Here is a 25,727-nt window from a genome sequence, read left to right on the forward strand (position 1 = left end):
TACCTCGAATCTCAGGTGCAGCACCCGGTTGCCGTGGATGACGACGGTGCTATCGCGTCCCCGTCAGGGTCGCGTAGACCACCGTGTTGGCGGCGTAGCCGGTGTCGCTGGACCACTCGCCGCCGCAGGTGATCAGCCGTAGCTCGGGGCGGCCCGAACCGCCGTAGACCTTGTCCTCGGGGAAGCGGTCCTTGGGATGGAGCTCCACCGCGGTGACGGTGAACCGGGCCGTACGGCCGTCGACGCGCTCGACCTCGATGGCGGCACCGCGGGAGAGCGAGTCGAGCCGGTGGAAGACGGCGGGGCCGAGCGGGGTGTCCACGTGTCCCGCCACGACGGCCGTGCCCACCGCCCCGGGGGCGGTGCCGTCGGCGTACCAGCCGGCCACGGTCGGGGCCGTCGCGGGCGGGGGGCGGAGCGCTCCGGCGCCGTCCAGCTCCAGGGGGATGAGGGGGACGTCGACCGCGATGGCCGGGATCCTGAGCCGTGCGGCGTCGGACGCGGGCAGCGGCCGGGGTGCGGGGCGGTCGCGTTCGGCTCCGGCGGCGGACCGGGCGGGCAGCGTCGAGGCCCGTGCCTTCGTCGTCGGCCGCGAGCCGTCGCCGTCCGGTACATGGGCGAGCAGGAGGATGCCGAGGAGCGTCGTGCAGGCGAGTGCCCTGACCGAGGGAACGCGCCGGGACGGCGCTCCCCCGGCCTGGGGACCGGAGCGGTTCTTCATGCGGATCGTGCCTCCGCTGGATGGCGGGGGCCCCGGATCCTCCTGGATCCGGGGCCCTGACCGTGCGACGTGGGGTGGGGAGGCGTGGACTAGGCGGCGTTCCGCGAGGCGGTGGCGCGGCGGCGCATCCTGACCAGAACCCCGGCGGCGGCGCCGCCGAGGAGCAGCGCGCCGAGGGCGTACGGGCTGCCGCCGCCGCCCTCGTCCGCGCCGGCCGCCCATCCGAAGCCCGCTTCCACGGCGCCGTTCGGCCGGCCGGAGATCTGGTAGGTGACGGTCTGCTGGATGCGGGGCGGGCACTTGAGGGTCACGGTGTCCGTGCCGGAGGCGGCGTCCAGCGGGAGCGTGAACCGGCCCACCAGGACGCCCTTCCGGTCACCCGGCAGGAGGTGGAACTTCCCTCCCGCCACCGACTCACCCTTGCCGTAGGTCTCCGTGCCGCAGGCGGTGGTGCTGACGGTGACGGTGGTGCCGGGGGCCGCCTTGCCGGGATTGATCCGGACGTCGCCGGCGGGTGCCGCGACGGCGGAGGGTGCGGACAGGGCGAGGGCGCTCAGGACCAGGGCGAGCTGGGTACCTGTACGTGCGAGACGCATGCTTCTTCTCTCCTTCGGCGGAGCTTTCCTGGCCGGCTGGGCCGCGCGGCGCCTGTGCTGTGCTCCGTGCACGAGGAGATCCCCGACCGCTGGTCACCGCAACGGGAGGATCGTGCGCGATGTCCCCCGGTCGGAGGCTTGATCATCCTTGCCGGCGATCATCACCGCAGGTCACAGCGGCCTGTGCGGCGCTCGGGACCGAATTGCGTGCTGCGCGCGAATGGGTCAGGCCCCTGCCGGCCCGCCCCGGAGCGGCAGCGCGGCCGTGGGCCGCACCGGCTGCCGGGCAGGAGATCCGGGGGCTCGGCCGTCGGAGTGGTTCACCGACCGACGACCGCCCCGGGCCTCCCTGCCGTGCAGGCGACGGGACAGGGTCAGTCCCGGCTCAGGAGCGCCGCGAGGGCCCGCTCCAGCGCCGCTCCGGGATCCGCCGACACCCCTTCGGACCGCCACGCGACGAACCCGTCGGGGCGGACGAGGACCGCACCGTCCGAGGTGACGCCGTGGGCCTCGGCCCAGTCGGTGTCGCTCGCGGGAGAGAGCTCCGCGTCGGGTCCGTCGCCGATCCGGTACGCGTCGAGCGGCACCGAGAGCTGCCGCCCGACGCGCGTCGCCGCGGCGTGCCACCCGCCGGCGCCGTCCTCGGCGCTCAGGAGCACCAGGGACCGCTCGTACAGGTCGAGGGTGGAGATCCGGGTACCGGCGCGGTTCAGCCACACGTGGGGTGCGCGGCTCCCGGGCTCGCCCGTCAGGCGCAGCCCGTCGGCCACGACCGGCATCGTCCGGTCGACGCCCAGGACGGCGCCCTGCGGATAGCGGTAGCCGATCACCTCGTTGAGGATGCCGCCCTTCTTTCCCGGGCCGCCGGCTCCGGGGCCGGGGACGTACCCGGGGTGGCTGTGCTCGACCGACCGCGCCGCAGCGCGGGCGCTGGTCACCTCCGCCACCGGCCGGCGCTCCGCGTCGTAGGACGCGAGCAGACCGGGGCCGGCCCAGCCGCCCAGTACGGCGGCGAGCTTCCAGGCGAGGTTGTGCCCGTCCTGGATACCGGTGTTGGAGCCGAACGCCCCGGTGGGCGGCATCTCATGGGCGGAGTCGCCGACGAGGAACACCCGTCCGTCCGCGTACCGTTCGGCGATCCTCTCGGCCGCGTGCCACGGAGCTCTGCCCGTGATCTCCACGTCGAGGTCCGGCACGCCCACGGCCCGCCGGATGTGCTCCCTGCACCGCTCGTCGGTGAACTCCTCCAGTGTCTCGCCGTGTTCGGGGTGCCACGGGGCGTGGAACACCCAGCGCTCCCGGTTGTCGACCGGCAGCAGGGCTCCGTCGGCCTCCGGGTTCGTCAGGTAGCAGACGATGAAGTGCCGGTCGCCGACGACGTCCGCGAGGCCGCGGGAGAGGAACGTGATGCTCACGTTGTGGAACAGGTCGCCCTGACCGCGCTGGCCGATGCCGAGCCGCTCGCGGACCGGGCTGCGCGGGCCGTCCGCAGCGACGAGGTAGTCCGCGCGGATGGTGGTGTGCTCACCGGACTCGCGGCTCTTGACCTGTGCGGTCACCCCTTCGGCGTCCTGCTCGAAGGACATCAGTTCCGTCGAGAACCGCAGGTCTCCGCCCAGCTCCCCGGCCCGCTCGCGCAGCACGGGTTCGAGATCGTTCTGGCTGCACAGGCACCACCCGGAGGGGCTGAAGCGGGCGACCCCGCCACCGGGGTCGATCTCCTTGAACAGCCACTCGCCGACATCGCCGACCAGGCTGGGCGTCTGCAGGATGCCGTTGTTACGCGCCAGGACGGACGCGGCCTCCTGGATGGCCGGTGCGATCCCGGCGCTGCGGAACAGCTCCATCGTGCGCAGGTTGTTGCCGCGGCCGCGCGGATGGATCGAGGTGCCCGCGTGGCGCTCGACCAGCGTGTGCGGCACTCCGAGACGCCCCAGGAACAGCGCGGTGGACAGGCCCACCAACGAGCCGCCGACGATGAGTACGGGCGTGCGGTGACCGGCTTCTTCGCCGGCCACGTCGAATCGGTTCATTGTTCGTCTCCGGCGTCACGTGCGACGCGGGTCGGGGATGGGATGCAGATTCATTCCCTTCGGGGAAGGGTCCGCGTGCCGGAGGCACCCGGATGACACGCGGTTCACTCGTCCGCTCTTTCGGGCTCGCGCGCTGTCGGCGCTCCTGTCAACCATCGACACATCACGACCGCGGCGCTTCGGTCACGCAGGTCGTTCCCGCCCCCCCACCGAGAAGAGAAGAGGTGTGCCGGATGGCCCCCTCGGGACGCATCTCACAGTCGGCATTCGACGGCTCCAGGCTCCGGGTGATCCTCCTGCTCGACCTGTACGAAGGAGCGCAGCAGCAGTTCCTGGACGCGTACGAACTCATGTGCAAGCAGGTCGCCTCCGTTCCCGGCCACATCAGCGACCAGCTCTGCCAGTCCATCGAGAACCCCTCGCAGTGGCTCATCACCAGCGAGTGGGAGAGCGCGCCGCCGTTCCTCGCGTGGGTGAACAGCGAGGAGCACGTCGAGACCGTCAAGCCCATGCACAGCTGTGTCCGGGACACCCGTTCGATGCGCTACAGCGTCCTCCGGGAGACCGGTCCCGGCCGGCCGACGGCGCGGGCCGCGGGCTCGACGGGCATGCAGGCGGCCGCCCGCGTCGGCGACGGTGTGGCCCGCCACGCCCTCACCTTCACCGTCAAGCCGGGCTCCGAGTCGAAGGTGGCGGAGATCCTCGCCGGGTACGAGTCGCCCCGGGCCCAGGTCGACGAGACCACTCGACTGCGCCGTACCTCCCTGTTCATGCACGGCAACCGTGTCGTGCGGGCCGTGGAGGTGGAGGGCGACCTCCTCGTGGCCCTGCGGCACGTCGCCCGCCAGCCCGAGGTGCGAGCGGTCGAGGAGGCCATCAACCCGTACCTGGAGCAGGACCGGGACCTGACCGACCAGGAGTCGGCCCGCGTGTTCTTCACCCGGGCGGCGCTCCCGGCCGTCCAGCACGTGGTGTCCAGCCGGCCGGCCCCGGCCGACCTGCGGCGGCACGCGCTGTACTACCCGGCCAAGGAGGGCTGCGGGATGGACCTGGCCCGGCTGCTCGCCGACCAGGACCGGGCCGCGGCTGACGACCCGGACAGCCCGGTGTACGGCAGCACCGTGTTCCAGCGCGACGACATCGTGGTGCGACTCATCGACATCACGGGCGAACTCGACCGCGACCCCGTCGCCTCCCTCGGGCTCAAGGGCGCCGACAAGGCCGCGGAGCTGGAACTCCTCCTCGACGGCGCCGCGATCGGCGTCGAGGGCTCCCTGAAGACGGAGCGCAACATCAACCGGCTTCTGTCGCACGCCGACATGCTGCCCGTCACCGACCGCTCGGCGGACCTCTGACGGCCGGTCGCGGCCCCACCGCAGTCGCTCTCCAGCACGTCACTGCCACATCCGGAGGTAACAACCATGCTCAAGCAGCGTCCACGCATCGTGAACCTGAGCGAGACGGAACCCAACCGCAGGCGCGGAGGTGACCTGAGGGCCATGCTCACGCCGGCCACCGTGGGTTCCACCAGCGGCTTCATGGGCCTGGCCATCGTTCAACCGGGCGAGCGCATCGGCGAGCACTACCACCCGTACTCCGAGGAGTTCGTGTACGTCGTCTCGGGCGCGCTGGAAGTGGATCTGGACGGCGACACGTACGCGCTCCGGACCGATCAGGGACTCCTGATCCCGATCGACGTGCGGCACCGCTTCCGCAACGTGGGCGACGTGGAGGCCCGCATGGTCTTCCACCTGGGCCCGCTCGCGCCGCGGCCGAGCCTCGGCCACGTCGACACGGAGGTCACCGACGAGGCCGAGCTCGCGGCCGCGGGCCCGCACCTGACCGTGGGCGACCCGGGTCAGGTGTCCGAGCGAAGCGGGGCCATCGAGTGACCCGCCGAGTGGCCGTCACCGGCATCGGTGTGGTCGCTCCGGGCGGCACCGGAGCGAAGGCGTTCTGGGACCTCCTCGCCGCCGGCCGTACCGCGACCCGCGGCATCACCCTGTTCGACCCGGTCGGGCTGCGCTCCCGCATAGCCGCCGAGTGCGACTTCGACCCGGCGGAGCACGGCCTCGACCCGGACCTGAGCCGGCACGCCGACCGGTACATCCAGTTCGCCGTGGTCGCCGCCGGGGAAGCCGTCCGCGACTCCGGACTCGACACCGACACCGAAGACCCCTGGCGCGTCGCCGTCTCCCTGGGCAGCGCCGTCGGGGGCACCACCCGGCTCGAACACGACTACGTCCTGGTCAGCGAGGGCGGGCGACGGTGGGACGTGGACCACCGCGCGGCCGACCCCAAGCTGCACATGGCGTTCTCGCCGAGCACGCTCGCCTCCGTCGTGGCCGAGCAGTTCGGCGCACGCGGCCCGGTCCAGACCGTCTCCACCGGATGCACCTCCGGTCTCGACGCCGTCGGCTACGCCTTCCACACCATCCAGGAAGGGCGGGCGGACGTCTGCATCGCGGGTGCGTCGGACTCCCCGATATCCCCGATCACCATGGCCTGCTTCGACGCCATCAAGGCCACGTCGCCCGACAACGACGACCCGGAGCATGCCTCCAGGCCCTTCGACAACAACCGCAACGGTTTCGTCATGGGCGAAGGCGCGGCCGTCCTCGTCCTGGAGGACTACGAGCACGCCAGGGCCCGCCGGGCGCACATCTACTGCGAGATCGGCGGTTACGCGACCTTCGGCAACGCGTACCACATGACCGGTCTGACCGGCGAGGGCCTTGAGATGTCCCGGGCGATCGACTCGACACTCGACCAGGCCCGGCTCGACCCCACGCTGATCGACTACGTCAACGCGCACGGCTCGGGCACCCGGCAGAACGACCGGCACGAGACCGCCGCCGTGAAGCGGTCCCTGGGGGCGCACGCCTACGACACGCCCATGAGCTCCATCAAATCCATGGTGGGGCACTCGCTGGGCGCGATCGGCGCGATCGAGGTGGCCGCCTGCGTGCTCGCCCTGAAGCACCAGGTGGTACCTCCGACGGCGAACTACGAGACCCCCGACCCCGAGTGCGACCTGGACTACGTGCCGCGCACCGCCCGCCCCCGGAAGCTCAGGAACGTGCTCTCCGTGGGCAGCGGATTCGGCGGCTTCCAGTCCGCGGTGCTCCTGACGGGAACGGGCGGGAGGACACGATGAGCACTGAGCACCCACGGCGCGCGGTCGTCACCGGCGTCGGTGTGATCGCCCCCAACGGACTGCGTGCCGACGCGTACTGGAAGTCCGTCCGGGAAGGGCTCGGCGTACTGGACCGGATCACCCGTGAGGGGTGCCAGGACCTGCCGCTCAAGGTCGCGGGCGAGGTCCGCGGCTTCGACGCCACCGCCCTGATCGAGGAGCGTTTCCTCGTCCAGACCGACCGCTTCAGCCATTACGCGATGGCCGCGGCCCAGCTCGCCCTCGACGACGCCGGCCTCGGCAGGGAGAACCCCGAGGAGCCGTTCGAGATCGGCGTGGTCACTGCGGCCGGTTCCGGCGGCGGCGAGTTCGGCCAGCGCGAGCTCCAGAAGCTCTGGGGCCAGGGATCCAAGTTCGTCGGCCCGTACCAGTCCATCGCCTGGTTCTACGCCGCGAGCACCGGCCAGATCTCCATCCGGAGCGGCTTCAAGGGTCCCTGCGGGGTGGTCGCGAGCGACGAGGCCGGCGGCCTCGACGGCATCGCCCATGCGGCCCGGGCCGTGCGGCGCGGGACCGGCGCGGTGATCGTCGGGGCGGCGGAGGCCCCCCTCGCCCCGTACTCGATGGTGTGCCAGCTCGGATACCCGGAGCTCAGCACCGTCGAGGACCCGGACCGCGCCTACCGGCCCTTCACCGCGGGAGCCTGCGGCTTCGTCCCGGCGGAGGGCGGCGCGATGCTCGTCGTGGAGGACGAGTCCCGCGCCCGCGACCGGGGCGCGGCCGTCCGGGCCGTCGTGGCCGGGCACGGCGCCACGTTCACCGGCGCCTCCCGGTGGCAGGAGTCCCGGGAGGGACTCGCCCGCGCCATCCGGGTCGCCCTCGACGAGGCCGGGTGCGCTCCCGAGGAGATCGACGTCGTCTTCGCCGACGCCCTGGGCGTCCCGGAGGCGGACCGCGCCGAGGCGCTGGCGATCGCCGACGCCCTGGGGGCGCACGCCCGCCGCGTCCCCGTCACGGCGCCCAAGACGGGCATCGGCCGTGCCTACTGCGGGGCGCCCGTCCTGGACACCGCCGCGGCGGTCTTCGCGATGGAACACGGCGTGGTCCCCCCCACCCCCAACGTGTTCGACATCTGCCACGACCTCGATCTGGTGATGTCCCGCGCTCGCCCCGCCGAGCTGCGCACGGCCCTGGTCCTCAGCCGGGGACTCATGGGATCCAACGCGGCGCTGGTCGTGCGCCGCGGCGACGACACCGCCCGGTAGGACCGGGCGGGAAGGAGAGTACAGATGCTCACCACCACACTGACCTTCGACGAGCTCGCCGCGCTGATGAAGCAGGCGGCCGGCGTCACCGTGGACGTCCGGGACCTGGAGAAGGCGCCGGACGCGCCCTTCTCCACCCTCGGCGTCGACTCGCTCGGCCTGCTCGGCATCGTCGGCGAGCTGGAGAACCGGTACGGCGTGGCGCTGCCGACGGACGCCGAGCGCAGCAAGACGCCCGCCGAGTTCCTCGGCCTGGTCAACAACGCCCTGAAGACGGGAGTCTGACGTTGTCCGGTCACACTGACAACAGCATCACCATCGACGCCCCCCTCGACCTCGTCTGGGACATCACCAACGACATCGAGAACTGGCCGAACCTCTTCAGCGAGTACGCCTCCCTGGAGGTGCTCTCCCGCGAGGGGAACTCCACGACCTTCCGCCTGACCATGCACCCGGACGAGTCCGGGAAGGTCTGGAGCTGGGTGTCGGAGCGCACCGTCGACCGCCCCGGGAGGACGGTCCGGGCCCGGCGCGTCGAGACCGGCCCGTTCGACCACATGGACATCCGGTGGGAGTACGAGGAGACACCGGCCGGCGTCCACATGCGCTGGGTGCAGGACTTCGCGATGAAGCCCGACGCTCCGGTCGACGACGCCTGGATGACCGACAACATCAACCGCAACTCGCGCACGCAGATGGCCCTCATCCGGGACCGCATCGAGCAGGTCGCCCGCGACCGCCGGGGCGCCTCGGTCCTGCCGGGCTGACCGCACACGGCCGCGCACACCCGCACTCCAGGAAGGAAGGTCCATGCACCACGCTCTGATCGTCGCCCGCATGGCGCCCGGTTCGGCGCCGGCGATCGCCGACGTGTTCGCCGCCTCCGACCGCGGTGAACTCCCCCATCTGGTCGGCGTCACCCGGCGTCGCCTGTTCCAGTTCGGCGACGTGTACCTGCACCTCATCGAGTCGGAGCAGGACCCGGCGCCGGCCATCGCGAAGCTGACCGGGCACCCCGAGTTCCGGGACGCGAGCGAGAAGCTGTCGGCGTTCGTCAGCGCGTACGACCCGGAGACGTGGCGGAGCCCCAAGGACGCCATGGCGCAGTGCTTCTACAGCTGGGAGCGGGACGCAGGTTCCTGATCTCCCGAGAGCAGACCCGAGGCCGCCCGCCCCGCGATCGACGCGGAGCGGGCGGCCTCGGGTTTCCCTCGTGCGGCTTCGTCAGCCGGGGACGGTGCACTCGAAGGCGTGGAGATACGCGTTGACCGGCCGGATCTCGCCGATCACGAGACCCGCGTCCGTGAGCCGGTCGACCATGCTCTGCCGGGTGTGCTTCGCACCGCCGACGTTGAGGAGCAGCAGCAGGTCCATCGCGGTCGTGAACCTCATCGACGGCGTGTCGTCCACGAGGTTCTCGATCACGACGACCCGGGCGCCGGGGCGCGCCGCCGCGCGGACGTTGGCGAGCGCCCTGCGGGTGCTGTCGTCGTCCCACTCCAGGATGTTCTTGATGATGTACACATCCGCCTGGACCGGGATGTCCTCACGGCAGTCGCCGGCCACGACGCGGACCCGGGAGCTCAGCGCGCCGCCGTCCCGCAGGCGCGGGTCGGCGTTCTCCACCACTCCGGGAAGGTCGAGCAGCGTGCCGTGCAGGGTGGGGTGCCGCTTCAGCAGACTCGCCAGGACGTGCCCCTGGCCGCCTCCGATGTCGGCGACGGAGGAGGCTCCCTGCAGGTCGAGCAGGTCGGCGACGTCCCGGGCGGACTGCTGGCTCGACGTGGTCATGGCCCGGTTGAACACGTACGCGGACTCGGGCGCCTCCTCGTTGAGGTACGTGAAGAACTCCTTCTCGTACACGTCCTCGAAAGCGTTGCGGCCGGAGCGTACGGCCTCGTCGAGCTTCGGCCACACCTCCCAGGTCCACGGCTCCGTGCACCACAGGGCGATGTACCGCAGGCTGTGCGGGTCGTCCTCGCGCAGCAGTCGGGACATCTCCGTGTGGGCGAACGTGCCGTCGGGGTTCTCCGTGAAGACGCCCTGGCAGGACAGCGCGCGCAGCAGGCGTCGCAGTGTCCGCGGCTGGGTCCGCACCGCGGCCGCCAGGTCCTCCACGGTCATGGGCGTGTCGTCCAGGGCGTCCGCCACACCGAGGCGGACGGCCGCGCGTACGGCGGCGGCGCATGCCGCCCCGAACACGAGCTCCCTGAGCCGCATGGGCGGAGGGGGAGCCGGGTCGACAGTCGGGGAAACCGGATCAACAGTCGTCATCTGTCGCCTTGTCTGTGCTGTGGTGCCGTGGGTGGGGAAGCGGAGCCGACCGTCAGCACATGCCCGCGGGCTCCGAGACCCCGCAGGTGTTGCCACGGAAGGTGTTGCCCTTGCCGGTGTCGCGGTTGGCGAGGTCGGCCGAGCCGTTGCGGAGTACGACGTTGTCGCGGATCTCGTTGCGCTCGTTGAGGGCGCCCACGAAGCTCTTGAAGAGCACGATGCCGCCCGAGAGCGGCGAGGCACCGACGTTGTCCACGATCCTGTTCTCCGCCACCAGCGTCTCCTCGGCGCCGGTGAGAACGATTCCCGAGCCCTGCAGGAAGGGCAGTCGGGGGGTCTTGGGGCACAGCTTGTTGTTGTCGTGGATGTTGTTCCTGCGCAGGGTCATCGCCCCGGCGCGCGGCGTGGACTCGTCGCCCACGACGAACACGGCGGCACAGTTGCCGGTCGCCTCGTTGCGTTCGACGGTGAGGTTCCGCAGGCGCCGCACGGTGAGGCCGATCCGGTTGCCGGAGACGCGGTTGTGGCTGATCACCGTCCCCTGGGCGTCGACGGCCCCCGACTCCGTGTCCGTGGTGTTGGAGACGAAGAGTCCGGCGTCGGCGTTGTCCCGGGCGACGTTGTGCGTCAGCACGCTGCGTACGGACCGCTCCAGGGCGATGCCCCAGTTGCCGTTCTTCTCTGCGGTGACCCGGTGGATCTTCAGCCGGTCGGTCCGCGACGCCCACAGGCCGTTCCTGGTGAAGCCCTGGAGCTTCAGCGCGCGCACGGTGACGCCCTCGACGGGACGGTCGGCGGTGCCGGTCACACAGATGCCGTGGCCGGCTGTCGCGCAGGCGTCGGCGGCGGCCTTGCCGGGCACGAGGACGGTGGGGAAGACGGTCGAGCCCCGCAGGGTCAGGTTCGACGTGGTGATGCGGACGCTCTCACGGTAGGTGCCCGGGGAGAGGACGATGGTGTCCCCGGGCTTCGCGGCGTCCACTGCTTTCTGGATCGATTCGCCGGGCTTGACCCGGTGCACCGTCAGGTGGCCGGCCGCCGGAGCGGCGGCCCCCATCCCCGAGACCACGAGGGTCACGGCGCACGCCAGGTAGGCGATCTGTCGTCTGGTCATACGGCGAAGCTATGAGCGGGCCTTCGGCCGCGCCACCGCTGCTCGTCCAGGCGGACCTAGGCATACCTCCCTCCGGTCCACGCGATGGGCGTGGCGCGCGGGTCCTGTGGGGAATCGCCGCTCCGCCGTGGAACATGAGGGGCCGCCGGGGGCGCCTCTTCGGTGCAGCGGGCAGGGAAGGGGTTCGGATGCGCAAGTGGTGGCCTCTGGTGGCGATCTGTCTGGGCACCTTCATGCTTCTGGTGGACGTCACGATCGTGACCGTGGCGCTGCCCGCGATGGCGGCGGACCTCGGCACCACGCTCTCCGATCTGCAGTGGGTGGTCGACGTCTACGCCCTGGCGCTGGCGTCGCTGCTGCTCGGCGTCGGTTCCCGCGCCGACCGCATCGGCCGCAGGAAGGTGTACCTCGCCGGGTTGGTCGTCTTCACCGCTGCGTCGGTGGTGTGCGCGGTCGCCCCGAACGCGGGTGTGCTGATCGGCGCCCGGGCGGTGCAGGGGCTGGGCGCCGCCGGGATGTTCGGCACGACGATCGCCCTGCTCGGCATGCACTACAGCGGCCGGGAGCGGGGGGTGGCCTTCGCCGTGTGGGGCGCCACCAACTCGGTCGCCGCGGCGGCCGGGCCGATGGTCGGCGGGCTCCTCACCCAGTACCTGGACTGGCGATGGATCTTCTTCGTCAACCTGCCGGTCTGCCTGGTCGCCGTCGTGCTGACGCTGCGCTCGGTGCGCGAGGCCGAGGGCCGGGGGCGGCAGCGTGCGGACGTCCTCGGCGTGATCACCTTCACGGTGGCGAGCGGGGCCCTCACGTTCGGGCTGATCCGAGCCCACTCCGACGGCTGGACGGCGCCCTTCACGCTCGGCCTGTTCGCGGTGGCGGCCGTCGCCCTCGCCCTGTTCGTCGTGGTCGAGACGCGGCACGAGCACCCCGTTCTCGATCTGTCGCTGTTCCGCAGGCCGTCGTTCACCGGCATCATGATCAGCGCTCTGTTCCTGCAGGGTGCCGCGTTCGCCTCGCTGTTGTTCGCGTCGCTGTGGATGCAGTCCGTCCTCGGGTACGAGCCCGTCGAGGCGGGTCTCTGCATCCTGCCCATGTGCGCCTCGGCGTTCCTCGTCTCGGCGCTCGCGGGCCGCTTCGGTCCCTGGCCGCCGCGGGTGTCCATCGGCGGAGGGCTGGCGCTCATCGCCCTCGGCTCCGCGATGCAGGCCACCCTGGACGCGGGGTCCTCGGGCAGCGGCATCATGGCGGGGCTCGTCGTCTCCGGTCTGGGGGTCGGGCTCGTGACACCGAGTCTGGCGGCGGCGGCCCTGGCCACGGTGCCGCCGGAGCGCGGAGGCATGGTGGGCGGTGCGGTCAACACCTTCCGCCAGTTGGGTTTCGCCCTGGGGATCGCTGTCTTCGGTCTGATCTTCCAGTCGCGGATCGAGCGTGTGCTCAGGGCCGACGGTGGTGTTCCGGACCCGCACGGGACGGCCGCCGCTCTGAGCGGCGGACAAGCCCGGTCGGTCGTGGCCGGCTGGCCGGAGGGTGAGCGCGCCGAGATGGCGCTTCTGGTACGCGAGGCGTTCACGTCCGGCCTGAACGCGGTGCTGGTCGTGGCGGCGGCGCTGGGGGCGGTGGCCTCACTGCTCGTCGTCGCGACGGTGCGCGTCCCCGCGGGCGGAGCCGAGCAGCGGAAGCCGGAAGCGGGCGTGAGTCCTCACGGTCGGGAGACGCGGGCGGACGCAGCCCTGTAGCGGCGGCGGCCCATGACGTGTGGCAGCGCGCGACCGCTGCGGCGCGGCCGCGGGCGGGCGGACGAGGTCCGCCACCTCAGCCTCCCTCGGGAGACCGGCGGCGGAACGCGAGATTCAACTGATGTTCCCCCGGATGTACGGGTGTTGACGTTGCATCAGGGCCGATCATACACACGGATGTTTGGGTGCAAGTCGGTTGAGCCCGGCGCGGACATGGAGGTTCATTCCGGGCAGTGGACGGCTCTTGACGGTGCTTTGACGGTGTGCGAATCTCTCGACAGGTCTGGACCAATGGTCCGCATCGGGCGGGGCCGGAGATACCAGACGCCTCGGGGCATCCTGGCATGTCCGGCGGTCCTGACCAGTCACGGCCGTCGACCGGTCCCCGGGGGGTGGACCAGGTCGCACGGCGGCCGGATCCGTCATCGAACACGGATGCCGCGGACTGCCGTCGGCGTCCGAAGCACCGAGCCGCGGTAGCCCGTGCCCCACGCCGGCGTCCGCACGTTCCCCCGCGCTGCTCCTCCGCTCTGCTCCGACGTCCTAAGTGAGCCGCCGATGTCCGAAGTCCTGCCCTTGACCGACCGAATCCCGGCCTCCCCCGCTCAGCAGGGGGTCTGGCTGACCGATCGGCTGGGACTGGCCCGCGAGGCGTTCCACATGCCTGTGCGGATCTCCTTCGACCGGGTCGACACCGCCGCGCTGGTCCGTGCCGTGGCCGCCGTCACCGGGCGCCATCCGGGCCTTGCCGCCCGTCTGGTGGAACGTGACGGACGGGTATGGCAGGAGCCCGCCGCATGCCGGCCTGAACTGGAGCAGCTCGAAGCGCCGGCGGACGAGGCCGACCTGGAGAAGCGACTGGAGGAGGAAGCCGCTCGTCCGTTCGCCCTGGAGACCGGTCCGCTCAGCCGCTTCACGCTGCACCGCCGCGCCGACGGGAGTGCCGAACTGCTGGTCACCGCCCACCACTCGGTCTTCGACGGCAACTCCAAGGACATCCTGACCAGGGACCTCGCGGCCGCGTACGGGTCGGCGGCCCTGCCCGTGACCACCGCACCGGCCGCGCCGGCCGCATCTGCGGCGCTCGCCGCGCCGTCGGCGGACGCGGACACCGTACGGCGGGCTGCCGAGTGGTACGGGCCGCGCTGGGCCACCGCCACCGAACCGGTACTCCCCGGCGCACCGCGCCCCCCGGCCGCGGGCGCGGGGTCCGGGGGGTCCGGCGGGTCCGGAGAGGCGGTCGAATGGCGTCTTGACGGCGTCGGGCTCGGCGAGTTGGCCGCCGCGGCCGCGCTCGGCGGCACCACGGTCTTCGAGTTCCTGATCGCGGCCCTGCACGGGCTGCTGCGCCGCTACGGCGGCGAGGCGGTGCCGGTGTCCGTCCCGCTCTCCACCCGGACTCCCGAACTCCGGGACGAGATAGGCATGTTCGTCAATGAACTGCCCGTCCACCCGCCTGTGGCCGACGCGTCGGAGACCTTCGCCGACTTCGCCGCCGCCGTCAGGGCAGAGCTGCGGGCCGGATACGCGTACCGCAGCGTGCCCTTCGGCGCCGCGGTCACCGGTCTGGGCCCCCGTGTCGGCCTGACCCCGGTCTCGCTCGGCTACCGCCGGCGCGGAGCCGACCCGGAGTTCGGCGACACCGGTGCCCGGGTCTCCTGGGCCGTCTACAACCGCGCCGCCCGCAACACCCTCCACCTCCAGATCGTCGAAGCTCCCGAGAGACCCGGCGCCCCGGGCGGCGCCCTCGACTTCAGCCTCCAGTACGACCCGGCCGTCCTCGCCCCGGACGCCGCCCGCCGTGTCGCCGGCCACTACCGCACGCTGCTCGCCGGCGCGGTCGCCTCCCCCGGCACCCGGCTGCTCGACCTGCCGCTCCTGGACGCCGCCGAGCTCCGGGCCGTCACCACCGCGCCGAACGCGACCGACCGGCCCTACCCGGCCGACCGGACCGTGCTCGACCTGGTCCGCGCCCAGGCCGCCGCCACCCCTGACGCGATCGCGGTCAGCGCCGGCGGCCGCCATCTCGGTTACCGTGAACTACTCCTTCGTACAGATGAGTTGGCAGCCGAACTCCGTGCCGCCGGCGTCCGGCCCGGCGACCTGGTCGCCCTCCATCTGGACCGCACCGCCGACCTGCCCGCCGCGCTGCTCGCCACGCTCGCCACCGGCGCGGCGTACCTGCCGCTGGATCCCGGTTATCCGGCCGAACGCCTCGCCCTCGTCCTGCGCGACTCCGGAGCCGTTCTGGTGCTCGCCGACCGCGACCCCGCGCCCGCGGTCGCCGACGCCGCCCCCGCGGTCCTGCGGGTCCCGGCACCATCGGACCAGCCCCGGGCCGAAACCGGCCCCGGCCCCTCCCCCGAAGCCGCCCATGACGCCGCCGCCGGTCCGGACGACGTGGCGTACGTCCTCTACACCTCCGGCTCCACGGGCCGCCCCAAGGGCGTCGCCGTCGGCCACCGGGCGCTGGTCAACCTGCTCACCTCCTTCGCCGACCGGCTCGACTCCGGTCCCCGGCACGCCTGGCTCGGCCTGACCTCGCTCTCCTTCGACATCTCCGCGCTGGAGCTCTACCTGCCGTTGATCACCGGTGGCCGCCTGGTCCTGGCCCCGGACGGTCTCGCCGTGGACGGCCCCGGGCTGCTCGCGCTGATCGGCGACGAAGGCGTCACCCACGTCCAGGCCACTCCGTCCGGATGGCGGGTCATGCTCACGGCGGGCAGCGGCGTCGACGCGCTCGGCACCGTCACGGGCCTGGCCGGCGGCGAGTCGCTTCCGCTTCCGCTGGCCCGCGAGCTGCGCACGCGGACCGCCCGGCTGTTCAACGTGTACGGGCCCACCGAGACCACCATCTGGTCCACCTGCGCCGAGCTTCCCGCCGCACCCGAACGGGTCAGGATCGGCCGCCCGATCGCCAACACCCAGGCCTACGTCGTCGACGAGCGGTTGCGTCCCACCCCGCTCGGCATTCCCGGAGAGCTGTTGATCGGCGGGGACGGCGTCGCCCACGGCTACCTCGGCCGACCCGAACTCACCGCCGAACGGTTCGTGCCGAACCCGTTCGGGCCGTCCGGCACCCGGCTCTACCGCACCGGCGACCAGGTCGTGTGGACGTCCGACGGCGAACTCGACTTCCTCGGCCGGATCGACGACCAGGTCAAGATCCGCGGCCACCGGATCGAACTCGGCGAGATCGAGTCCGCCCTGCTCGAACACCCGGCCCTCGCCCAGGCCGCTGTCGCCGTCCGCACCGAGGAGGACGGTGAGCCCTTCCTGGCCGGCTATCTGGTCCCGGCCGCCGGAGTCCGACCGCCCCTCCCCGCCGAACTGCGCGACCACCTGATGCGCACGCTGCCGGCCGCGATGGCGCCACAGCGCTGGCTCACCATGGAGCGCCTGCCGCTCACCCCGAACGGCAAACTGGACCGGCGGGCCCTGCCCGTACCGCCACGCGAGGCCCCGGCGCCGCGGGCCGGAACCGCCACCGGAACCGCCGCCACCACCGACGCAGAGACAGACGCAGACGAGACGACCGCGGCGGTCCGCCGGATCTGGGCCGAGGTGCTGGGTCTGCCCGACGTCGGTCCCGAGGACGACCTGTTCGACCTCGGCGGACACTCGCTGACCGTGATCCAGATCGCCGCCCGGATCCGCGACGCGCTCGGCGTGGAGGTCGACTTCGACGTCTTCTTCGACGTCCCGACCCCGGCCGGCATCGCCGCCGTCGTCCGCCAACTCCAGTAGCTCCTGCACCGGTTCACCGGGTACGGCCCTCCCGGCCGTACCCGAACCCCGCCGCGTCCGCAACCCCCTCGACTCCTCACCGAACGCCCGAACAGGAACCCGATGACGGATACCCAGGACCTGCCCACCGGCTGGTCCCCAGCCAAGCGTGCCCTGCTCAGCCAGCGGCTGCGCGGCGCCGCAGCCCCCGCCCGGGTCGTCGGCCCACGCCCGGCGGACACCGCACCACCGCTCTCCAGCGGCCAGGAGCGGCTCTGGTTCATGGACCAGTTCTCTCCCGGTTCCACGGCCTACACGCTGGCACCGGCCCGCCGGTTCCGGGGGCGTCTGGACCGCGCCGCACTGGACGCCGCGCTGACCGACCTGGTGGCCCGGCACGAGAGCCTGCGGATGACCTTCCGCACCACCGAGGCCGGCACCGCCGAGGTGCGGGTCACCGAGCCCGCGCCGTTCGCCGCCCGGTACCTGGACGCCTCCGCGGACCCGGACCCGCAGGCGCGTGCCGCCGCCGAACTCGGCGCGGTGATCGCGGAACCCTTCGACCTCAGGACCGGCCCGCTGCTGCGCGCCCTGGTGGTCCGCATCGCAGCCGACGACCACGTCCTCGCCCTGGTGATGCACCACATCATCAGCGACGGCTGGTCGATCGACCTCCTCAACCGCGAGCTGGACCTCCGCTACGCCCATCACGCGGACGGCACTCCGGGTGAACTACCGGCGCTGGAGGTCCAGTTCGGTGACTACGCGGCGTGGCAGCGGGACCGTCTGGAGAGCGGAGAGCTCGCCGCCTCACGTGCGTACTGGCGCACCGAACTCGACGGCGTCCCGGCCCTGGAGCTGCCCTCCGACCGGCCCCGCCCGCCGCTGCTCACCTTCGACGGGGCCGCGACCGAGTTCCGCTGGAGCGCCGACCTCTCCCACCGGATCAACCAGGTGGCGCGGGCCTACGGCGCCTCCACGTACATGGTGCTGATGGCCTCGTTCCAGGCGCTGCTCGGCCGGCACAGCGGCCGGCGCGACTTCGCCGTCGGCTCGGCCGTCGCCGGCCGTCTCCACCGTGAACTCGAGAACGTCGTCGGGGCGTTCGTCAACATGCTGCCGATCCGCGCCCGGCTCTCCGCCGACCTCGAATTCGGGCAGCTGATCAGCCGGGTCCGCGAGACCACGCTCGACGCGTACGCGCACCAGGAAGTCCCCTTCGAGCAGATGGTCAACGATCTCGCGGTGGAACGCGACGTCAGCCGCGCCGCCGTCTTCCAGACCACGTTCGCCTTCCAGAACTACGGCGACCCCGCCGCCGTCCCCGCCGCAGGGCCCACCGGACTGGACTCCGAGGGCTTCGGCTACGAGGCCACCACCACCCACGCCGACCTCGCCCTCTACATGCGCGAGGAGTCGGACGGCGGCCTCTACGGCCTGTTCACCTATCGCACCGACCTCTTCGACGCCGCCACCGTCGAGCGCATCGCCGAGCGGTTCGAGCTGCTCACCGCGGCCGGCGTCGCCGACCCCGGACTGCCGGTCGACCGGATCCCGATGCTCACCGAGGCCGAGCGGACGGCCGTGGTCGAGACCTGGGCCGCCGGTCCCCCGCTGCCGGACGGCGGCCCGGCCACGCTCACCCAGGCGCTGGCCCAAACGGCGGCCCGGACGCCCGACGCGCCCGCGCTGGTCTTCGAGGACCGCACGCTGACCTACGGCGACCTCGACCGCCGCGCCACCTCCCTGGCCCGGCGCCTCCGGGCGCTGGGTGTGGGGGCGGACGACCGGGTGGCCGTCTGCCTGGAGCAGTCCCCCGAGCTGGCGGTCGCCCTGGTCGCCGTCCTCAAGGCCGGCGGCGGCTACCTGCCGCTCGACCCCGAACAGCCCCCCGCGCGCCTCGCCCACCTGGTCGGCGACGCCGGTGCGAAGGTCCTCATCACCGACACCGCGCTGCGGGCGCGGCTCGGCGAGCATCCGGCGATCGACCTCCTGACCGACGACGGCAGCGACGAGGCGGAGACGGACGGGGCGCCCCTGGAGGAGGTCTCCGGACCCGACCACCTCGCGTACGTGATCTACACCTCGGGCTCCACCGGCACGCCCAAGGGTGTCGCGGTGCAGCACCGCCAGTTCCTCAACTACCTCGCGGGCGCCGGCGAGCGGCTGCGGATCCAGCCCGGGGCCTCCTTCGGACTGCTGCAGTCGCTCTCCTTCGACTTCAGCATGACCATGCTCTACCTGGCGCTCACGACCGGCGGCCGAGTGCACCTGCTGCCGAGGCGGATCGCGGGCGTGGAACTGGCCGCGGAGTTGGAACGGGCCGGCGTCGACTACCTGAAGATGACGCCCTCCCACCTGGCCGCCCTGACCGCCGACGCACCACTCGCGCGACTGCTGCCGCGCCGAGCACTGGTCCTCGGCGGCGAGGCCAGCAGTCGGTCCTGGGCGGCGGGCATCGCCGCGCTGGGCCGGTGCGCGGTGTTCAACCACTACGGGCCGACCGAGGCGACGGTGGGGATCACCGTCCACGAGGTCACCGCCGACGGCCTGGACGCGCCGGGCAACACCCCGATCGGCAGGCCGCTGGCCGGTGGGCGCTGCTATGTGCTCGACGAGGCCCGCAACCCCGTCCCGCCGGGTGTCACCGGTGAGCTGTACCTGGGCGGGGACCGGCTGGCCCGCGGCTACCTCGGGCGTCCGGACCTGACGGCCGAGCGGTTCCTGCCCGATCCGTACGCCGATCCGACGGGGGCCGAGGGCCTGCGGATGTACCGCACCGGCGACCTGGCGCGCTGGCGGGCCGACGGGACACTGGACTACCTCGGCCGCGGCGACGACCAGATCAAGGTCCGCGGCTACCGGGTCGAGCCCGGCGAGATCGAGGCCGCGCTGACCGCGCTGCCCGGCATCACCCAGGCGGTGGTCCTGGCCCGGGGCGAGGGTGTCAGACAGAACCTCGTCGCCTACCTGGAACGCCCCGCCGGCGGCGAACCGCCTGCCGCCGCCGAACTGCGCGCCGCCCTGGGCGAGGTACTGCCGGACTACATGGTCCCGGCCCGCTACGTGGTCCTCGAACGGCTGCCGCTGCTCGCCCACGGCAAGGTCGACCGGAAGGCGCTGCCCGCGCCCGCGGACGGCCCGGCGGCCGGTGCCCAGGTCGACCCCGAGGGCGGGACCGAGCAGGTGATCGCCGCGATGTGGGCGGAGCTGCTCGAACTCCCCCGGGTCGGCGCGCTGGACGACTTCTTCGAGCTCGGGGGCCATTCCCTGCTCGCCACCCAGGTGGTCGCACGGATGCGGCGGGCCTTCCCCGACCTGGCCACTCCGGTCGGCGTGATGGACCTCTTCACGCACCCGACGGTCCGTCGGCTGGCCGCGCTGGTGTCCACCCCCGAGGGTGACCGCGGCCCGCGCCGGCTGCTGCACCTGCTCACCCCCGAGCGGCGCGAGGTGGCCGCGAGTGTGGTCTGCGCCCCGTACGGCGGTGGCAGCGCACTGATCTACAAACCGCTCGCCGACGCCATGCCCGCGGACTGGGCCCTGCACTCCATCGCCGTGCCCGGCCACGAGCTGGGCGAGGAGGCGATGGACATCGACGAGGTCGCCCGGCTCTGCGCGGAGGAGATCGTCGCGAACGTGGTGGGGCCGCTGGTGCTCTACGGGCACTGCGGGGTCGGTGTCCGGCTGACCGTGGAGATCGCCCGCCGGGTGGAGGCGGCCGGCCGGGAGATCGATGCCGTCCACCTCGGAGGCATCTTCCCGTTCGCCCGCCCGAAGGGCCGCGGCGCCGCGCTGGCCGAGCGCTTCGCCGAGCTGTCCGCCCGTCTGCGCAGCGACCAGGGCATGATCAACGCCCTGGCCGCGGCGGGGCTCGACGTGGACGAGGTGGACGAGGAGCAGTTGCGGCTGATCGTGCGCAACCGCCGGGTCGGCACCCAGGGCGCCGAGCGCTACTTCGGCGAGCTGTACGAGAGCGAGGGCGGCACAATCACGGCGCCGGTGATCGCCGTCTGCGGCGACCGCGATCCGGCGACCGAGTTCTACCAGGAACGGTTCCGCGAGTGGCACCGGATCACCGGTACCACCGCCGTGGTGGTCCTGGACGAGGCCGGGCACTTCTATCTCAAGTACCGCGCCGAGGAGCTGGCCGACATCCTGACGGGGGTGCACCGCTCGATCGCCGCCGGCGAGGAGGCGCGCCACGAACGCACCGACGAGGCCACCTGGTGGCTGGCCGGAGTGTCCCGCGGCGTCGCCGGGAAGGACCCGGACCTCGACCCGGGAACCGGGCAGCCGGTGGCTCGGAACAGCTCCGGGACACCGGAGAGATCCGCGACGCCGGAGAGATCCGCGACACCGGAGCGATCTGGAGCTCCGGAGCGATTCGGACATACGGAGCGGTCCCGCGCGGCCGGCGGGCGCCGTCCCGTCCGCCCGACCATGGGTCGCTTCCTGACCATCGCCACCGGCCAGCAGCTCTCCATGATCGGCTCGGCCCTCACCGAGTTCGCCCTGCCGATCTGGATCTATCTGCAGTCCGGCTCACTGTTCCACCTCGGTCTGCTCGCCGCCTTCGGTCTGGTGCCGGGCATCGTGGTCGCCCCGCTGGCCGGCGCCGTCGTCGACCGCGGCGACCGGCGCCGGGTGATGCTCTGGGGCGACGTCGCGGCCGGCCTGACCCAGGCGGCCCTGCTGGTGCTCCACCTCACCGGCACGCTGGAGATCTGGCACGCCTACGTGACGATCTCCCTGCTCTCCGCCGCGCTCGCGTTCCAGCGCGTCGCCTGGGGCTCCGCGGTGCCGCAGCTGGTCCCCAAGCGCTACCTCGGCCGCGCCAACGGCGTGGTCCAGATGGCCCTCGGCCTGGCCCAGTTCCTCGTTCCGCTGATCGCCGTCGGCATCCTGCAGGTGATCGGCCTCGGTGGCATCCTGGTCTTCGACGTCGTCAGCTACGTGATCGCCACCGGTGTCACCCTGCTGGTGCGCTTCCCCGACGCGATGGCCGCCACCCGCCGCGAGAGCGTCGCCGCAGAGATCAGGGCGGGCTTCCAACGGGCGCTCGGAAGCCGCTCCTTCAGGGCCATGCTGTTCTGGTTCGCGGTGCTGAACGTCTTCCTCTCCCCGCTCTTCCTGCTCGTCACCCCGCTGGTGCTCTCCTTCTCCACGACCGCCGCGGCGGGCTGGGTCTCCACCGCGGCCGGTCTTGGCGCGGTCCTCGGCGGCCTCACCCTGCTGGTCTGGGGAGGGCCGCGCCGGATGCGCCTGCGCGGCGTCCTGTTCGCCACCCTCGGCCTCGCCGCCGCCTGCGTCGTGACCGGTCTGCGGCCCTCGGTGACCGTGGTCGCCGTCGGCGCGTTCGGCATGACCTACGGGCTCGCGCTGCTCAACGGGATCTACGCGACGGTCGTCCAGACCAAGGTGCCGATGCGCTTCCACGGCCGGGTGATCGCGGTGAACACCATGGTCGCCTGGTCCACCCTCCCGATCGGCTTCGCCCTGGTCGCCCCGGCGGGCCCCGGCCTGCTCCAGCCCCTGATGGACGAGGGCGGCGCGCTGGCCTCCAGCGTCGGCGCACTGATCGGCACCGGCGAAGGACGCGGCATCGGCCTGCTCTACCTGGTGTTCGGCCTCGCCATGGCCGTACTGGTGCTCGTCAGCTTCTGCATTCCCGTCCTGGCCCGCTTCGACCTGGAAGTCCCGGACGCCGAGTCCGACGACCTGATCGGCCTGGAGACCCTGCAGGCCCGCGCGCGGAGCGCCGGCCCGCAGTCCCCGCAGGCCCGCGCGAAAAGCGAGAGGAACGCATGACCTCCCCGACCCCGATCGCCCGCCATCCGCTGACCGACGAGCAGCGCCGCCTCTGGTTCCTCCAGCAACTGAACCCGCAGGACGCCGGGTTCAACATGTATCTGAACCGGCGCTGGAGCGGCCCGATCGACCCGCGGGCGCTGAGCGCGGCGCTCACCCGGCTCACCGCCCGGCACCGGGTGCTGCGCACCCGGTTCGCCATGGACGGCGAGCAACCCGTCCAACTCGTCGAACCCGTACGGGACGTCGAATTCACGCGGGTCGCGGTGGCGGACGCCGCGGAGGAGTCCTTCACCGCGGCCTGCGCCCCCTTCGTCAACGCGCCCTTCGATCTGGGCGCACGTCCGCCGCTGCGGGCCGTACTCGTCAGCGCCGGCGAGCACGAGCACGCCCTGAGCGTGGTGGTCCACCACATCGTGTCCGACGGCTGGTCGTTCACCGTGCTGTGGCGTGAACTGCTCGCGCTGTACCGCGAGGAGATCGGCGAGGGACCGGCCGAGCTGCCCGAACTCACTCTCCAGTTCGGCGACTTCGCGGCCGCTGAGCGGACCAGGCTCGACGGCGGCGCGGCCGAGGAGGCGGTCCGGTACTGGAGCGGGCGACTGTCCGGTGTCGGCGCCCTGCGGATGCCGCTCGACCACCCCAGACCCGCCGAGCCGGCCCATCCCGCGGGCTTCGCCGAGCTCACCCTGGGGCCCGACCTCGTCGCCGGACTCGACACCCTGGCCCGTGAGCAGCGCTGCACCCCGTTCATGGTGCTGCTCGCCGCCTACCAGTGCGTACTGGCCCGCTGGAGCGGCACCTACGACTTCGCCGTCGGCACCCCGCTGGCCGGCCGCAACGAGACCGCCCACGAGGCCCTGCTCGGCTACTTCTCGCGCACCGGCGTGATCCGGGCGGATCTCACCGGTGAGCCCGACTTCCGCACCGTGCTGCGCCGGGTGCGCTCCGCCACGATGGCCGCACTGTCCCATCAGGACGTCCCGGTCGAGCGGGTGGCCGCCGACCTCGGTCTGCCCGTGCTGCCCGGCGTCGGCCCGCTCTACCAGGCGGTGTTCGTCCACCAGAGCCAGTACGAGCTGGCCGGCGCCGACGAGCGGACCGGACTGCCCGCGGGCGTCCGCACGTCGGGCATGGACTCCGGCTTCGATCAGGCCAAGACGGATCTGCTGTTGGACAGTTGGCGCACCCCGGACGGCGGGATGACACTCTCGTTCTGCTTCGACCGGGAGCTCTTCGAGCGCGCCACGGTCGAGGGCCTGGCGGGCCGGGTCCGCGACCTGCTCGCCCGAGCCGTCGTGGACGTGGAGGTACCGCTGCACGGTGACTGGCTGCTGCCCGGTGAGGAGCGCGCCGCGCTGCTCGCCCTCGGCGCCGGATCCGCCGTCGCCGAGGACGCCCGGTCGATTCTGCGCGGTTTCGCCGACCAGGTCGCCGCCCGCCCCGACGCTCCCGCTCTGGAGTGCGCGGGAGAGGTTCGCACGTACGCGGAACTCGACCGCGCTTCGGACGCGTTGGCCCGGCGGCTGGGTCCGGTGGCCGGCCGTACGGGGGGCGTCCGGATCGCCCCCTCCTTCGCGCTGGTCACCGCCCTGCTCGCGATCTGGAAGGCAGGCGCAGGCTACCTGCCCCTCGACCCGGCGCACCCGGCCGAGCGCCGGCGGCTGATGCTCGACGAGGCGGACGCCGCCCTGGTGCTCGTCGGGGGCGGCCCTCCGGAGCCGGGGCCCTCGGATCCGGGGGTGGCGGACTCGGGTGTCCCCGAGCTGAGTGTCACGGAGTCGGGTGCCCCCGAAGCGGGCGGGAGTACGGGGCCCGCAGAGTCCGCGACGCTGCCCGGGACCGAGCCGGGCGGACTCGCGTACGTCCTCTTCACCTCGGGTTCCACCGGTGTCCCCAAGGGCGTCGCCGTCGAGCACGCGGCTCTGGCCGAGCGCGTCCGGTGGATGGCCGGACCGGAGGGCTACCGGCTCCGGCCGGGCGACCGGATCGTCCAGTTCGCCTCCATCGGCTTCGACACCCACGCCGAGGAGATCTGGCCCGCCCTGACCGCGGGCGCGTGCGTCGTCCTGCTGCCCGGCGGCGGCCGCACCCTGCCCGATCTGCTGCGCAGCGAGGCAGGGCGATCGGTCACCGTGCTCGACCTGCCCACCGCGTACTGGCAGGAACTGGTCTCGCTCGGGGACCAGGCGCCCTGGCCGCCGGCACTGCGCCTGGTGATCCTCGGCGGTTCCGAGGCACGCGCCGTCACTCTCGCCCAGTGGCGGGAGCGGCACGGTGACACCGTGCGACTGGTCAACACCTACGGCCCGACCGAGGCCACCGTCATCGTCACCGCGGGCGACATCGGAGGCAGCCCCGTCGGCGGGGCCGCCGCCGAGCAGCGCCCGCCGCTCGGCCGTCCGCTGCCGGGCGTGCGGCTCTACGTCCTGGACGAGCGCGGCGGCCTGCTGCCCGCCGGATCCGAGGGCGAGCTGTACATCGGCGGTCACGGCCTGGCGCGCGGCTACCTGGCCCGGCCGGAGCTGACGGCGGACGCCTTCCTGCCGGATCCGTTCGACGACGCCCCGGACGGCCGGATGTACCGCACCGGCGACCGCGTGCGGTGGCGGGCCGACGGGCAGCTGGAGTTCCTCGGCCGTGGCGACGACCAGGTGAAGCTGCGCGGGTACCGGATCGAGCCCGCGGAGATCGAGGCCGCCCTCTCCGCCCACCCGGCTGTCGGCCGTGCCGCCGTGCTGGTCCGCGACGGCCGCAGGCTGATCGCCTACGCCGTCCTGCGACCGGCCGCCGTGGAGGGGGCCGCGGCCGTACCGGAGGCGGGCGAACTGCGTGAGCACATGGCGCTGCGGCTGCCGGCCTTCATGGTGCCGGACAGCGTCGTCCTGCTCGACACCCTCCCGCTCACCGTCAACGGCAAGCTCGATGTCGCGGCCCTGCCCGACCCGGAGCCGGCGGGCGCGGCCGGCGGGTATCGGGCGCCCCGCACCGAGGCCGAGGCTCTGGTGGTCGGCCTCTGGCAGGAGGTGCTCGGCGTGGCGAAGGTCGGCGTACTGGACGACTTCCTCGCCCTCGGCGGGGACTCCCTCCTGGTCACCCGGGTCGCCGCCCGCATCCGGGCCGACGTCGGCCTCGACATGTCGATCCGCGACGTCTTCGAGAGCCCCACGCCGGCAGCCCTCGCGGCCCGGGTCGAGGCACTGCTCATCGCCGAGATCGACGCCCTGAGCGAGCAGGAGGCCGCCGACCGGCTGAGCTGACCGTCGCTCCGACGGACGATCAGCAGCGGCGCCGGGCGGCGGGGCCCGCCCGGCT

The 25,727-nt window shown here is 72.8% G+C and carries 16 protein-coding genes; 11 read left to right on the forward strand and 5 right to left on the reverse strand.

Features of this window, described 5'->3' with window-relative positions; genetic code table 11:
• Positions 1-49: 49 nt before the first annotated feature.
• From ACIP84_RS03040 to ACIP84_RS03050, 3 genes are all read right to left on the reverse strand, one after another.
• Positions 50-721: a class F sortase gene (locus tag ACIP84_RS03040; protein ID WP_401793788.1), complete on the reverse strand. Its 672-nt coding sequence runs from the start codon at positions 719-721 to the stop codon at positions 50-52.
• Between the two features lie 89 nt (positions 722-810).
• On the reverse strand, positions 811-1,317 hold the full coding sequence (locus ACIP84_RS03045; RefSeq protein WP_401793791.1) for a sortase: 507 nt from the start codon (positions 1,315-1,317) through the stop codon (positions 811-813).
• Positions 1,318-1,691: 374 nt separating this feature from the next.
• Complete coding sequence (locus tag ACIP84_RS03050; protein ID WP_401793794.1) at positions 1,692-3,350, reverse strand: FAD-dependent oxidoreductase; 1,659 nt, start codon at positions 3,348-3,350, stop codon at positions 1,692-1,694.
• A gap of 233 nt (positions 3,351-3,583) precedes the next feature.
• On the opposite strand from ACIP84_RS03050, the gene ACIP84_RS03055 reads away from it, so the two are divergent.
• From ACIP84_RS03055 to ACIP84_RS03085, 7 genes are all read left to right on the forward strand, one after another.
• On the forward strand, positions 3,584-4,705 hold the full coding sequence (locus ACIP84_RS03055; RefSeq protein ID WP_401793797.1) for a SchA/CurD-like domain-containing protein: 1,122 nt from the start codon (positions 3,584-3,586) through the stop codon (positions 4,703-4,705).
• Between the two features lie 66 nt (positions 4,706-4,771).
• On the forward strand, positions 4,772-5,242 hold the full coding sequence (locus ACIP84_RS03060; RefSeq protein ID WP_401793800.1) for a cupin domain-containing protein: 471 nt from the start codon (positions 4,772-4,774) through the stop codon (positions 5,240-5,242).
• Complete coding sequence (locus ACIP84_RS03065) at positions 5,239-6,507, forward strand: beta-ketoacyl-[acyl-carrier-protein] synthase family protein (protein WP_401793803.1); 1,269 nt, start codon at positions 5,239-5,241, stop codon at positions 6,505-6,507. Before ACIP84_RS03060 ends, ACIP84_RS03065 begins: the two co-directional genes overlap by 4 nt.
• Positions 6,504-7,751 (forward strand): ketosynthase chain-length factor, encoded by a 1,248-nt coding sequence (locus tag ACIP84_RS03070; protein WP_355961503.1) that lies wholly within the window; start codon positions 6,504-6,506, stop codon positions 7,749-7,751. The genes ACIP84_RS03065 and ACIP84_RS03070 overlap by 4 nt, the downstream gene beginning before the upstream one ends.
• Positions 7,752-7,775: 24 nt before the next feature.
• The gene (locus ACIP84_RS03075; protein ID WP_355961501.1) at positions 7,776-8,036 is read left to right on the forward strand and encodes an acyl carrier protein; all 261 of its coding nucleotides are present in this window, start codon (positions 7,776-7,778) and stop codon (positions 8,034-8,036) included.
• Positions 8,037-8,038: 2 nt separating this feature from the next.
• A complete protein-coding gene (locus tag ACIP84_RS03080) occupies positions 8,039-8,518 on the forward strand; it encodes an SRPBCC family protein (protein ID WP_401793806.1) in 480 nt (159 codons plus the stop codon).
• Positions 8,519-8,561: 43 nt separating this feature from the next.
• On the forward strand, positions 8,562-8,894 hold the full coding sequence (locus ACIP84_RS03085; RefSeq protein ID WP_355961498.1) for a TcmI family type II polyketide cyclase: 333 nt from the start codon (positions 8,562-8,564) through the stop codon (positions 8,892-8,894).
• 81 nt (positions 8,895-8,975) lie between these two features.
• On the opposite strand, the gene ACIP84_RS03090 is transcribed toward ACIP84_RS03085, so the two are convergent.
• Together ACIP84_RS03090 and ACIP84_RS03095 are read right to left on the reverse strand one after the other, a co-directional pair.
• Positions 8,976-10,025 carry a methyltransferase gene (locus ACIP84_RS03090; protein WP_401793809.1) on the reverse strand — a complete coding sequence of 350 codons (1,050 nt, stop codon included), beginning with the start codon at positions 10,023-10,025 and terminating at the stop codon, positions 8,976-8,978.
• A 52-nt stretch (positions 10,026-10,077) separates the two neighbouring features.
• Positions 10,078-11,139 (reverse strand): nitrous oxide reductase family maturation protein NosD, encoded by a 1,062-nt coding sequence (locus ACIP84_RS03095; RefSeq protein ID WP_401793812.1) that lies wholly within the window; start codon positions 11,137-11,139, stop codon positions 10,078-10,080.
• 188 nt (positions 11,140-11,327) lie between these two features.
• Here ACIP84_RS03095 and ACIP84_RS03100 point away from each other — a divergent pair, with 188 nt between their 5' ends.
• The 4 genes from ACIP84_RS03100 (at position 11,328) to ACIP84_RS03115 (ending at position 25,672) form a co-directional block, all read left to right on the forward strand.
• Positions 11,328-12,875 carry an MFS transporter gene (locus ACIP84_RS03100; RefSeq protein WP_401793815.1) on the forward strand — a complete coding sequence of 516 codons (1,548 nt, stop codon included), beginning with the start codon at positions 11,328-11,330 and terminating at the stop codon, positions 12,873-12,875.
• Between the two features lie 576 nt (positions 12,876-13,451).
• Positions 13,452-16,622, forward strand: a complete 3,171-nt coding sequence (locus ACIP84_RS03105; protein WP_401793818.1) for an amino acid adenylation domain-containing protein — start codon at positions 13,452-13,454, stop codon at positions 16,620-16,622.
• A 102-nt stretch (positions 16,623-16,724) separates the two neighbouring features.
• On the forward strand, positions 16,725-22,412 hold the full coding sequence (locus tag ACIP84_RS03110; RefSeq protein WP_401793821.1) for an amino acid adenylation domain-containing protein: 5,688 nt from the start codon (positions 16,725-16,727) through the stop codon (positions 22,410-22,412).
• Positions 22,409-25,672: an amino acid adenylation domain-containing protein gene (locus ACIP84_RS03115; RefSeq protein ID WP_401793823.1), complete on the forward strand. Its 3,264-nt coding sequence runs from the start codon at positions 22,409-22,411 to the stop codon at positions 25,670-25,672. Before ACIP84_RS03110 ends, ACIP84_RS03115 begins: the two co-directional genes overlap by 4 nt.
• Positions 25,673-25,727 lie beyond the last annotated feature (55 nt).

The sequence above is a fragment of the Streptomyces sp. NPDC088707 genome (assembly GCF_044752725.1).
Taxonomy (GTDB): domain Bacteria; phylum Actinomycetota; class Actinomycetes; order Streptomycetales; family Streptomycetaceae; genus Streptomyces.